The following is a 12,554-nucleotide window of genomic DNA, read 5'->3' as shown; positions in this document are numbered from 1 at the left end:
AAACGCCCCAGCCCAGCGGCGGTTCCCGTCTATCCTCGCCCTGATCGAGGCAGACATGTGCCAGGGGGGCAACAAAGGTGATCAGGAACCAGGCAAGAAACCCGGCACCGGTCCAAAGGCGCGGACCAGCAGGATATCCATGAAGCCGGCAGAAAGGCAGGTTGCCTTCCAGATCAATGCGAAGACGCCGCGCCAGCCCCTGACGCGCGGCGGAGGGGCTCCAGGCCGGCTGAACTCCCCCAGTCGCAATAGAATCCGCGCGATCACCGGCCCAGCAAGTTTCGCCCTTCCTCCCCCGCTTCAGCCAGCAGGACAGGCGACAGATCGCCCCTTGCCCTTGCAGCCCGCCCCCCCTCGCGCCTAGATGGAAGGCAAGGCCCCGTCGGGGGCAAAACAGCACAGGTAGTTCCGATGATCCGCAGCCTTCCGACCCGCAGCCTTCAGACCGGCAGCCTCTTCCGCCCTGTATTGGATGCAAATTCCGGTGCCACTGGGTCTGGCAAGGGCTTTGGTGATCTTCCGGAATGGGATCTGACCGATCTCTACCCTGCGCCGGACGCGCCGGAATTTGATCGCGATATGGAATGGCTGACCAAAGCCTGCGCCGATTTTGCGACGACCTATGAGGGCAGGCTCGCCTCGCTTGATGCGGCGGCGCTTTTGCAATGCGTGCGCGAATACGAGGCGATTGACGTCACTGCCGGGCGGCTGATGTCCTATGCGGGGCTGCGCTACTACCAGAACACCATGGATTCCGAACGCGCCAAATTCATGTCCGACGCCCAGGATGCGGTGACGGTGGCGACCACGGCGCTTGTGTTCTTCAGCCTTGAATTCAACCGGCTGGAAGATGCTCATCTTGGCGCCCTGCTGGCCGCCAATGCCGATCTCGCCCGCTACAGGCCGGTCTTCGAGCGGATGCGCGCCATGCGCCCGCATCAGCTTTCCGATGAGATGGAGAAATTCCTCCATGACCAGTCGGTGGTTGGCGCCTCGGCCTGGAACAAGCTCTTTGACGAGACCACTGCCGGGCTGATGTTCACGGTTGCGGGCGAAGAGGAGGAGCTGAATCTCGAGGCAACGCTGAACCTTCTGACCGATACCGACCGCGTGAAACGCGAGGCCGCGGCGCGGGCACTGGCGGTGGTGTTTGACAAAAACGTCAAGCTTTTTGCGCGCATCACCAATACGCTTGCCAAGGAAAAGGAAATCGAGGATCGCTGGCGCAAGATGCCGACGCCGCAGACCGGCCGGCACCTGTCGAACCATGTCGAACCCGAAGTGGTCGAGGCGCTGAGGAACGCCGTTGTCGCCGCCTATCCAAAGCTTTCGCACCGCTATTATGCGCTGAAAGCGAAATGGATGGGGCTGGACCGGCTTGAGGTCTGGGACCGCAATGCGCCGCTGCCGGTCGAGGCCCCGAAGACCATCGACTGGGCAACGGCCGAGCGCCAGGTGACCGAGGCCTATGGCGCCTTTGACCCGCGCATGGCCGATCTGGCAAAACCGTTCTTCACCAAAGGCTGGATTGATGCCGGGGTGAAGCCCGGCAAGGCGCCCGGGGCATTTGCCCATCCGACCGTGACCACCGTCCATCCTTATGTGATGCTGAACTATCTGGGCAAACCGCGCGATGTGATGACGCTGGCGCATGAGCTGGGGCATGGCGTCCACCAGGTGCTGGCGGCGGGCCAGGGGGAGCTTCTGTCCTCGACCCCGCTGACGCTGGCGGAGACGGCATCGGTCTTCGGCGAGATGCTGACCTTCCGCAAGCTTCTGGACGAGGCCAAAACCCCGGCCGAGCGCAAGGTGTTGCTGGCGGGCAAGGTTGAAGACATGATCAACACGGTCGTGCGCCAGATCGCGTTCTACGATTTCGAATGCAAACTGCACGCCGCCCGCCAGGAGGGCGAGCTGACGCCGGACGATATCAACGCGCTCTGGATGTCGGTCCAGGCCGAGAGCCTTGGTCCGGTGTTTGACTTCATGGATGGCTATCAGACCTTCTGGGCCTATATCCCGCATTTCATCCACTCACCCTTCTATGTCTACGCCTATGCCTTTGGCGACGGCCTCGTGAACGCGCTTTATGCCGTTTACGCCGACGGGCTGCCGGGATTCCAGGACAAGTATTTCGACATGCTGAAAGCGGGCGGCTCGAAACATCACAAAGAGCTGCTGGCACCGTTCGGCCTTGATGCCTCGGACCCGAAATTCTGGGACAAGGGCCTTTCGATGATCGCAGGCTTTATCGACGAGCTGGAAGCGATGGAATAAGAAAAAGCCCCCGGACCGAAAGGCTCCGGGGGTTTTCATATCGATGTCCCCGCTGCCTCCGCCGTGCTCCGGCCAGAGGCGTCCAGCGGGTTTCCCCTGCCCCCCGGGAACCCTGCCCGGCGCACGGCGTTATGCGCTGAGGGAGGAAAATCCAATGTCGATTGCAAAAAACACCATCTGTCTGTGGTTCGACAAAGACGCAGAGGCGGCGGCAAATTTCTACGCCTCGGTCTTCCCCGACAGCCGGGTCGAGGCCGTTCACCACGCGCCCGCGGATTACCCTTCGGGGAAAAAGGGCGACGTGCTGACGGTTCAGTTCACCGTCGCCGGGATCCCCTGTATCGGGCTGAATGGCGGACCGGTTTTCCGCCAGGATGAGGCCTTCTCATTCCAGATCGCGACCGAGGATCAGGAAGAGACCGACCGGTACTGGACAGCGATTGTCGGAAATGGCGGCCAGGAAAGCGAATGCGGCTGGTGCAAGGACCGCTGGGGCGTGTCCTGGCAGATCACGCCGCGCACATTGACCGAGGCGATGGCCGCAGGCGGCGCAGAAGCCGCGCGCGCCTTTGCGGCGATGATGACCATGCAGAAGATCGATGTCGCGGCAATTGATGCAGCCCGAAGGGGGTGATCACGCAGGACTGATGCAGGACTGATCACAGCGAACTGCTGCCAGGGGCGGCGCCGGGTATGATTCCCTGCGTTCAGCCCTCGCGGTGCCGCAGATGGCGCAGCGCGTGCCAGGCCAGTGACGTGGCATAGCCCACCGAGAACAGCAAAAGCGTCACCCAGGGGTAGGTGATCACCAGGGCGACCGCCGCCACCGCAGCCACCAGCGCATAGGGCGCGGCCGATGCCGGGATGCGCACCCGTTTCAGGCTTGGTGTCGGCAGGCGCGAGATCATCAGCGCGCCGACCGCCACCATCCAGAAGGTGATCACCGCCTCATGCAGCCGGTAGCCGGTCACATGCGCGATATAGATCGGTGTCAGTGCGAGCATGGCTCCTGCCGGTGACGGCACCCCGATGAAACCGGTCTTTTCCGTCGGCACCTCTTCGCGATTGCCGACATTGAACCGCGCAAGGCGCAGCATACAGCAGACCGCATAGATCAGCACCGCGATCCAGCCCATCGAGGCCTCGGCCCGCAGGCCCCAGATCCACAGCACCATCGCCGGCACCACACCGAAATTCACGAAATCGCACAGGCTGTCGAGTTCTGCGCCGATCGCGCTCTCGGATCGCAGCATCCGCGCCAGACGCCCGTCCAGCCCGTCCAGAAACGCCGCCAGCGCGATCAGCAGGACCGCGATATTGACATTGCCGGTGATCGCAAAGCGGATCGCGGTCAGACCGGCACAAAGCCCGAGGATCGAGACGAGGTTCGGCAAAAGCCGCAGCACAAGAAGGCTGCGCTCGCCCCTGACATCCCGGCCACCTTCCTGACCACCTTCCGCAGCGGTGCCAACTGCCGCATCGCTGCCGGCATCAGGCACAGCCGGGGGCCGGATCTCGTCGTCGGGCCCGCCCATTCATTCAATCCGGGCATGGCGCGCAGGCGCCTCGGTTCCGATCAGCGCGATCACCGTCTCACCAGCCACAGCGGTCTGGCCAAGCGCCACCTGCGGCTCCACCCCTTCGGGCAGATAGACATCAAGGCGCGAGCCGAAACGGATCAGACCGAACCGCTCGCCGGTGCGCAGGCTGTCACCCGGCTTCGTCCAGCAGACAATGCGCCGCGCCACAAGGCCCGCGATCTGCACCACCGCAATATGGCGGCCATCCTCAAGCTGGATCGCCAGCGCATTGCGCTCATTATCCACCGAGGCCTTGTCGAGCGAGGCGTTGAAGAATTTGCCCGGCCGGTAAGCCACCGCCGTGACCTTGCCTGCTATAGGCGCGCGGTTCACATGGCAGTTGAAGACCGACATGAAGACCGAAACCCGGGTCAGCGGTTCATTCCCCAGCCCCAGTTCAACCGGCGGCACTGCCGGGGTGATCATCGAGACCACGCCATCGGCGGGGCTGACGAGAAGGCCCTTATTCTCGGGCACTGCACGTTTCGGATCGCGAAAGAAGTAGTAGCACCAGACCGTAAGCCCGACACCGATCCAGCCCAGCGGCTCCCAGATGAAGAAGAGGACCAGAGTGATCAGCGCGAAGATCGCGACGAAGGGGATCCCCTCACGGTGCATCGGCTTGACGAAAGTGTCGATCATGCGCATGGGGCTGTCCTCTTGCCGGGTATCTGCCTCGTCTCTACCCGCTCCGGGCGCAGGCGGCAACACAGGCGCGAAGCGCGGGCGCCGTCCTGGCGGCGATTACAGCCTGTTTCACGGGTCTGTGATCCGCGCCTCATCTTCGGGCCAGTCGATCGCGCGGCGGTAAAGATGCCAGCTTGCATGGCCAAGGACCGGCAGCATGATGAAAAGCCCCAGAAACCCCGGCAGCATCGCGAGAAACAGCATAAGCGCGATAGCCCCGCCCCAGGCCGGCATGAGGACCGGGTTTTCGCGCACCAGCGCAAGGCTGGTGAGCATCGCGGTGACATAGTCGATATCGCGGTCAAGCAGCATCGGCAGGCTCACCACCGTCAGCGCGAAAAGCAGCGCCGCAATCGCCGCCCCGGTCAGTGTGCCGAAAACCAGCAGCGCGATTCCCGGCGGCGTGGCGAAAACAGCCAGCGATTGCGAGACATTGGTCATCGTCACATTGCCCATGAACAAGGCGAAACTCATATGGGCGAAAAAGTTCCAGAACAGGAAATAGCAGACGATCATCGCCGCCATTGACGGGATCTGACCGTCCTTTTGCACGAAGATCACGCCAAGGATCGCCCTGCCCTGCAATGCGCGACCCGAACTGAGGCGCCGGCTGACCTCGTAAAGCCCGCAGGCGATGAAGGGGCCAAGGATCGGAAAGCCCGCAGCTGCCGGCAGGGTCCACCAGAATTGCCCCTGGGTGGTCAGTGCCCAGACCACCAGCCAGCCGCCAAGCACATAGATCAGCGCGAAAAACAGGCCCCAGCCCGGCGCGCGGCGAAAATCCTGCCAGCCCATTTTCAGCGCATAGTGAAAGTCGCCAGGATCAAGCCGCAGGACCTCAGGCCTCGTGCCCGGCAACCTGCCCCCCGGCAGGTTTGATCCCTGCCGCTTTGCCCCCGCCGGCGCTTCGGTCTCGCTCATCGCTGTCATTCCGTCCTCCCTCTTGCCCTGGCAAGGCTAAGGCGCGGGTCGGCCTTTCTCAAAGTTGTAACTTTCCCGATGAATTTCTCCGGGCCTGCTGTCGGCCCGGAAATCAGGAAGCAGCCACCGGATCTGACCCGGCCACGGGGTAGCCCAGCAGCTGGGCCCTGGGGGCGCTTTTCGTGGCGCGACCGCCGGGTGGCGCCAGGGCCATCGCAGTCCCGCGCGGTTCACCCGACCCGACTGGCAATCCTGGTTATCTTCGCCCCCCAGGCCGCCAGTCAGCTGATATGAGGGTTCTGGGAGATCTGCGCCCTGTGATGAGGCAACATCTTTCGCTGCTCCGCCTGGCACAACACCCGCCCGGCGAGCCCGCTGCGCTCGCATAAAGGCCTTGACGCAAGCACGAGTGGCAGCAGCAAAGACCGGCCCAATCTCAGGCCGGGCAGACCCGCGCCGGTCCTGCGGCGCGCAACCGCTGCCTCAGGGCCGCCCCCCCTGCGCGTCGCCGCCAGGTCCGGCTTCGGCAATTGACCCCGTCGCCCCCAATGGATAGGGAAATGCCCAGGTTAAAGCAGCCAGGCGCGAAGAGGGCTTTCAGCATGTCACAAGACAGCACCAATCCGGGAAGCACCGTTCCGAAGAGCTTCCAGGAGATCATCCTGCGGCTTCAGAATTACTGGGCCGACAAGGGCTGTGCCGTGTTGCAACCCTATGACATGGAAGTCGGCGCCGGCACTTTCCACCCGGCGACAACGCTGCGCAGCCTTGGCAGCAAACCCTGGGCCGCCGCCTATGTGCAGCCCTCGCGCCGCCCGACCGATGGCCGCTATGGCGAAAATCCGAACCGGCTCCAGCATTACTACCAGTATCAGGTCATCATCAAACCCTCGCCGCCGAATCTGCAGGAGCTGTATCTCGGCTCGCTGAAGGCCATCGGCATCGACCTTGGCCTGCATGATATCCGCTTTGTCGAAGACGACTGGGAAAGCCCGACGCTGGGCGCCTGGGGTCTTGGCTGGGAAGTCTGGTGCGACGGGATGGAAGTCAGCCAGTTCACCTATTTCCAGCAGGTCGGCGGCCATGACTGCAAGCCGGTCTCGGGCGAGTTGACCTATGGGCTGGAACGCCTTGCCATGTATGTGATGAATGTCAGCCACGTCATGGATATGCCGTTCAACAACCCGGACGCGCCGATCCCGCTGACCTACGGCGATATCTTCCGCCAGACCGAGGAAGAATATTCGCGTCACAATTTCGACGGCGCCACGACCGAGATGCTGTTTCGCCATTTCGAGGATGCAGAGGCCGAATGCCAGCGCCTGCTGGATTTCCCGCCGGCGGACCCGAAAACCGGCAAGACCATCATCATGGCGCATCCGGCTTACGATCAGACGATCAAGGCCTCACATCTCTTCAACCTGCTCGACGCGCGCGGCGTGATCTCGGTCACCGAGCGTCAGGCCTATATCGGCCGCGTCCGGGCGCTGGCGAAGAAATGTGCTGATGCCTTCCGTCAGACCGAAGCGGGCCGCGATGCGGCAGAGGCTGTCCCGGCCTGACCGGATCTCAGCGGCAGAGCTGCGCGCGGACACAGGAGATACAGAGTGAATGCTGGCAAAATCGCAGCCGGAGGGCTTCTGGTGACGGGCCTTGTTGCAGGTGTCCTGATGTACTGGCTTCAGGTCTATGCCTTTTATGAGCCGGTCGCTTTCGGGCCGGGCGAGACGGAAATCCGCCTGACCCCGCTTGGCTCGGAGCTGCCCGAGGCCATCGTTGCCGACCATGTCGAGGGGATCGACGCGGACAGCTCGCCTTTGAGGTTCCGCGCCTGTTTCACCACGCCGCTGTCACAGTCGATGCTGACCGAGACCTATCAGATCTACCCGAACCCCGAACCGCTGAACGGCCCGGGCTGGTTCACCTGCTACAAAGCGGATGAGATCGGCCATGCGCTGCAGACCGGCGAGGCGCTGGCTTTTCTTTCTGAACCCGGCATTCATCCCGGCGTCGACCGCGTGATCGCGGTCTTCCCCGATGGCCGCGCCTATGCCTGGCATCAGCTGCAGCCGGAAACCGCCGAAGGCCCCTGATCAAAGCCGGAATAAGCTCCCTGCCCGCCCTCGGCCCATCCTGCTTGCGGGCCTCACGGGAGCCCCCCGGCGGGATGCCAAACTACAGCGCGACCACGCTGCCTCTGTTGTGATCTGCCGCAAGACTGGTTAGGGACTGCGGCACTGACAAAATACGGTGCCGCCATGCCAGACCTGCTGATCGAACTCTTTTCCGAGGAAATCCCGGCGCGGATGCAGGCCGGCGCCCGTGAGGCGCTGAAAAAGCTTGTCACTGACGGGCTGGTCGAGGCCGGCCTGACCTATGGTGGCGCCGGAGCATTCTCGACACCGCGCCGCCTGACGCTTGCCATCGAAGACCTCTCCCCCGCCAGCCGCCCCGTCAGCGAAGAGCGCAAGGGACCAAGGACCGATGCCCCCCAGGCCGCGCTTGACGGCTTCCTGCGCTCGACCGGGCTGAGCATCGACCAGCTGGAAAAACGCGCCGATAAAAAGGCCGAAGTCTGGTTCGCCGTGGTGAAAAAGCCAGGACGGCCGGCGTCGGACATCGTCGCCGACGTGCTGGAAAACGCGATCCGCACCTTCCCCTGGCCGAAATCCATGCGGTGGGGCTCGGGCACGCTGAAATGGGTGCGCCCGCTGCATTCGATCCTCTGCATCCTCTCGGATGAAAGCGGCGCCACCGTCGTGCCGCTGGATATCGACGGCATCACCTCGGGCGAGACCACGCGCGGCCATCGTTTCATGGCGCCTGACAGTTTCACCGTCACCTCTTTCGAGGATTATGCCGCTAAGCTGCGCCGCGCAAAGGTCATGCTCGACCAGGCAGAGCGCGAAGCGGCCATCGCGCATGGCGCGAAAAACCTCGCCTTCGCCGCCGGGCTGGACGTGGTCGAGGATAAGGGCCTCCTGACCGAGATCGCGGGCCTTGTCGAATGGCCGGTGCCGTTGATGGGCCGCATCCCCGAGGCCTTCCTCGGCCTGCCGCCCGAAGTGCTGCAAACTTCGATGAAGGAGCACCAGAAGTTCTTCTCGGCCCGCAACCCGAAGACCGGCCGCATCGAAGGCTTTGTCACGGTCGCGAATATCGAGACGCCCGACGGCGGTGCGACCATCCTCGCCGGCAATCTGAAAGTGCTGACCGCGCGGCTGTCAGATGCGCGCTTTTTCTGGGAAAATGACCTGCGGGTGGCGAAGGCAGGCATGAGCGAATGGGCCGAGGGCCTGACCCATGTCACCTTCCAGTCGAAACTCGGCTCGCAGTCTGAGCGTATCGCCCGCATTGCGGCACTGGCGCGCGAGATCGCGCCGCTGGTCGGCGCCGATGCGGACCAGGCCGAACATGCCGCGCGTCTGGCGAAGCTCGACCTGCGCTCGGCCATGGTCGGCGAATTCCCCGAATTGCAGGGCGTCATGGGCCGCTATTACGCGCTGGAAGCCGGCGAGCCGGACGCTGTGGCCAACGCCGCCCGCGACCACTATTCTCCGCTCGGCCCCTCCGACGCTGTACCTTCCGAACCCGTTTCGGTCGCCGTGGCCCTGGCCGACAAACTCGATACCCTGACCGGCTTCTGGGCCATCGACGAGAAACCCACCGGCTCGAAAGACCCCTTCGCGCTGCGCCGCGCCGCCCTTGGTGTGATCCGGCTGGTGCTGGGGAATGAGGCTCGCATATCCTTGGGATCTCAGGGGATCAAACCTGCTATCGAGCCCATTGTAATTTCGGGCAAGCTGTCGGCCTGGGAACCGACAGCACGAGATAACGGTATTATTTCGGAGCTCCTAACCTTCTTCCACGACCGCCTGAAGGTCTTCCTCAAAGACCAGGGCATCCGCCATGACGTGATTGACGCCTGCCTTGCCATGCCGGGGAATGACGATCTCACACTGCTCGTCAAACGCGCCACCGCGCTTGCCGAGACGCTGAAATCTGACGACGGCAAAAACCTCATCCAGGGCTATAAGCGCGCGAACAACATCCTCACCCAGGCCGAAGCCAAAGACGGTGTCGAATATTCCTTCGGCCCCGATCCCAAACTGGCCGAGACCGACGAGGAACGCGCCCTCTTCACCGCCCTCGACCAGGCAGAGGCGAAAATCACCCCCGCCATGGCAAAGGAAGATTTCGCCACCGCCATGCAGGCCATGGCCGAATTGCGCGCGCCGATTGATGCTTTCTTCACCGCCGTGCAGATCAATGCGGAAAACCAGATCATCCGCAGGAACCGCCTCAACCTCCTGCACCGGATCCGCGCCATCTGCTCCGGCACCGCCGATCTGACCAAAGTCGAAGGCTGATCCCTTCCGCCTGGGGCCAATATGCACCGGGGTGCGGGGGCGGGAAGCCCCCGCCGCCGCCTGCCATCTCTCACACCGCTTGCGCGAAACAAAATCCGCCCTATTCTGCCAGCCGTGTGAGGAGTGCTGCAGTGCAGAAACAAGCGAAGATCACCGCCTTTTCGGAAATCACCCCATCGGCGCCCATCACAACCGAGGCCCATGGCTGGAAGGCGAAATGTCTGCAGCGCCTCGTTCGCCTTGACCTGCCGGTGCCGCAATCGGTTGCCCTGCCTGCGGCCACCATCCGCGCCCTCGCCCAGGGGCAGCCGGTCGATGCAACTGCCATCCTTGCCCATTTCGGCACCGACCAGACCGCGGGCCCCCTTGTCTCGGTCCGCGCCTCACCCGCCAACCCCGACTGGGGCGGCCCGGCCACAATCCTTAATATCGGGCTGAACGCCGCGCGCCATGCGGCGCTTGTGGAAAGCCATGGAAGCGAGGCCGCAGATGCGCTCTGGTGCCGGTTCATCCAGAGCTACGCGATCCATGTCGCGCGCCTTGATCCCGATATGTTCGAGGATGTAGCGCCCGGCCCCGACGCCCTGCGCGAGCTGCGCCGGCTTTATGAATACGAGACCGACGAGCCCTTCCCCGAAGACCCGGCGCGCCAGCTTTCCGAAGTGCTGCGCTCGATGGCGCGGGCCTGGGAAGGCACCTCGGCCCGCCTTCTGCGTTCGGCCAAAGGCGCGCCGGAAGACGCCGCGCTTGGCCTTGTCGTGCAGCAAATGGCACAGGGAATCGGTCAGGGCATTTCCGGCTCTGGCGTGATCCAGTTCGTCGATTCTGTCACCGGGCTGAGCCGCATTACAGGGCGCTATCTCGGGCAAAGCCAGGGCCGTGATGCGCTGGCCGCGCGCGAGGCGCTTTATCTTACCCGTGACCCGCGCGGCCCCTCGCTGGAAGAGGAGGCCCCGGAAATCATGCAGGACCTGATCCGGATGGGCGCGGTCTGCCGGGTGAAACTGCGCGAGGAAATGCAGATCGAATTCACCGTCGAAGACGGCAGGCTCGCGGTGCTTGACGCGATCCGCGTGGCGCGCTCGGTCCGGGCCGGGCTGAAAATCGCGGTGACGCTGGCCGAGGACGGGGTGATCCCGCAATCCGAAGCGGTTTTGCGGGTCGAACCCCGCGCCCTGTCCGAGCTTTTGCACCACCAGGTCGATCCGCGCGGGCTGCGTGACGTGATCTCGAACGGCATCGCCGCCTCGCCGGGCGCCGCCACGGGCAAGCTGGTTTTCACCTCCGAAGCCGCCCAGGCTTCGGCCGCACGCGGCGAGGACTGTATCCTTGTGCGGCGTGAGACGGCCCCGGAGGACATTCGCGGCATGCATTCGGCGGTCGCTGTCCTGACGGAACGCGGTGGCATGACCAGCCACGCCGCCGTGATCGCGCGCGGCCTTGGCCTGCCCGCCGTGGTCGGCGCCTCTGATCTGCGGCTTGACGGCAAGGACAAAAAGCTGACCGCCCGCGATGGCCGAATTTTCCGCGAGGGCGATATTATCACCATCGATGGTTCACGCGGCGAAGCTCTGGCGGGTGCTGCCGAAATGCTGCCGCCTGCGCTGGATGACAGCTTCCACCGGCTGCTGACATGGGCGGATGAGTTCCGCGACATCGGCGTGCGCGCCAATGCCGATACTCCCTCGGACGCCGCGACCGCGCGCAAGTTCAGCGCCGAAGGCATCGGGCTCTGCCGCACCGAACATATGTTCTTCGAAGAAGACCGCTTCACCGTCATGCGCGAGATGATCTTCGCCGATACCTCCGCCGACCGCGCCTCGGCGCTGTCGCGGCTTTTGCCGATGCAACGCGAGGATTTTCTTCAGCTTTTCGACATCATGCAGGGTCTGCCGGTCTGCATCCGCCTCTTCGACCCGCCCTTGCACGAGTTTCTGCCCGCGACGCGCGAAGGCCTGCGCGAGCTGGCCGAGGCGCTGGATCGCCCGCTTTCCGAGGTCACCCGCCGCGCCGAGGCTCTGCGTGAGGTGAACCCGATGCTGGGCATGCGCGGTGTCCGTCTCGGCGTCGTGCTGCCGGAAATCTACGACATGCAGGCCCAGGCGATTTTCGAGGCCACGATCGAGAGCGCGAAGCGCGGCGCGGTGGTGGTGCCCGAGGTTATGATCCCGCTGGTTTCGGCCGCGCGTGAGGTCGAACTGGTCCGCACCCGGATCGACGCGGTTGCCGCAGCCGTGCGCAGCCGCGCAAAGGCCGATTTCGATTACCGGCTCGGCGTCATGGTCGAGACCCCCCGCGCCTGTCTGCGCGCCGGCGAGATCGCACAGCATGTAAGCTTCCTTTCGTTCGGCACCAATGACCTCACACAGATGACCTATGGTCTCTCGCGCGATGATGCCGGGCGATTCATGAACACCTATGTGCAGCAGGGGGTCTTCCCCGAAGACCCGTTCCACATTCTCGACCAGGACGGGGTCGGCGAGCTTTTGCTGATTGGCGCCGCGCGGGGGCGGGAAACCCGCCAGGAGCTGAAGCTCTCGATCTGCGGCGAGCATGGCGGCGACCCGCTTTCCATCGCTTTCTGCCGCCTGGCGGGATTCGATTACGTGTCGTGCAGCCCGTACCGGGTGCCCATGGCACGTCTTGCGGCGGCCCATCTGGCGCTTCGGGACCATGTGGATAAGTGAAATGGAACCACAATATCATGTGGTTGCCGTGC

The 12,554-nt window shown here is 63.9% G+C and carries 9 protein-coding genes; 6 read left to right on the top strand and 3 right to left on the bottom strand.

Annotation, left to right across the window (positions count from 1 at the left end; genetic code table 11):
• Positions 1-411: 411 nt before the first annotated feature.
• Both AC4FS3_RS13415 and AC4FS3_RS13410 read left to right on the top strand, forming a co-directional pair.
• On the top strand, positions 412-2,277 hold the full coding sequence (locus AC4FS3_RS13415) for a M3 family oligoendopeptidase (protein WP_491020997.1): 1,866 nt from the start codon (positions 412-414) through the stop codon (positions 2,275-2,277).
• Positions 2,278-2,431: 154 nt separating this feature from the next.
• Positions 2,432-2,911, top strand: coding sequence for a VOC family protein (locus AC4FS3_RS13410; protein WP_283177757.1), 480 nt, complete (start codon positions 2,432-2,434; stop codon positions 2,909-2,911).
• 73 nt (positions 2,912-2,984) lie between these two features.
• On the opposite strand, the gene pssA is transcribed toward AC4FS3_RS13410, so the two are convergent.
• Genes pssA through AC4FS3_RS13395 form a run of 3 tightly spaced genes read right to left on the bottom strand, consistent with a single transcriptional unit; the run spans position 2,985 to position 5,474 of the window.
• Complete coding sequence (pssA, locus tag AC4FS3_RS13405) at positions 2,985-3,812, bottom strand: CDP-diacylglycerol--serine O-phosphatidyltransferase (protein WP_491020996.1); 828 nt, start codon at positions 3,810-3,812, stop codon at positions 2,985-2,987.
• The gene (locus AC4FS3_RS13400; RefSeq protein ID WP_491020995.1) at positions 3,813-4,565 is read right to left on the bottom strand and encodes a phosphatidylserine decarboxylase; all 753 of its coding nucleotides are present in this window, start codon (positions 4,563-4,565) and stop codon (positions 3,813-3,815) included. It abuts the gene before it with no gap.
• Positions 4,566-4,613: 48 nt separating this feature from the next.
• Positions 4,614-5,474 (bottom strand): DUF2189 domain-containing protein, encoded by an 861-nt coding sequence (locus tag AC4FS3_RS13395; RefSeq protein ID WP_491020994.1) that lies wholly within the window; start codon positions 5,472-5,474, stop codon positions 4,614-4,616.
• Between the two features lie 593 nt (positions 5,475-6,067).
• Here AC4FS3_RS13395 and AC4FS3_RS13390 point away from each other — a divergent pair.
• The 4 genes from AC4FS3_RS13390 to AC4FS3_RS13375 all read left to right on the top strand — a co-directional run bounded on the left by AC4FS3_RS13390 (position 6,068) and on the right by AC4FS3_RS13375 (position 12,522).
• Positions 6,068-7,027, top strand: coding sequence for a glycine--tRNA ligase subunit alpha (locus AC4FS3_RS13390; protein ID WP_491020993.1), 960 nt, complete (start codon positions 6,068-6,070; stop codon positions 7,025-7,027).
• 108 nt (positions 7,028-7,135) lie between these two features.
• A complete protein-coding gene (locus AC4FS3_RS13385) occupies positions 7,136-7,558 on the top strand; it encodes a DUF6446 family protein (protein WP_491021103.1) in 423 nt (140 codons plus the stop codon).
• A 165-nt stretch (positions 7,559-7,723) separates the two neighbouring features.
• Complete coding sequence (glyS, locus tag AC4FS3_RS13380; RefSeq protein ID WP_491020992.1) at positions 7,724-9,835, top strand: glycine--tRNA ligase subunit beta; 2,112 nt, start codon at positions 7,724-7,726, stop codon at positions 9,833-9,835.
• Between the two features lie 131 nt (positions 9,836-9,966).
• A complete protein-coding gene (locus tag AC4FS3_RS13375) occupies positions 9,967-12,522 on the top strand; it encodes a putative PEP-binding protein (protein WP_491020991.1) in 2,556 nt (851 codons plus the stop codon).
• The last annotated feature ends 32 nt before the right edge of the window (positions 12,523-12,554 follow it).

This window comes from Pseudogemmobacter sp. TB195, from assembly GCF_058313095.1.
The sequence above is the reverse complement of the archived record's forward strand: the minus strand, read 5'-3'. Positions and strand labels throughout refer to the sequence as shown.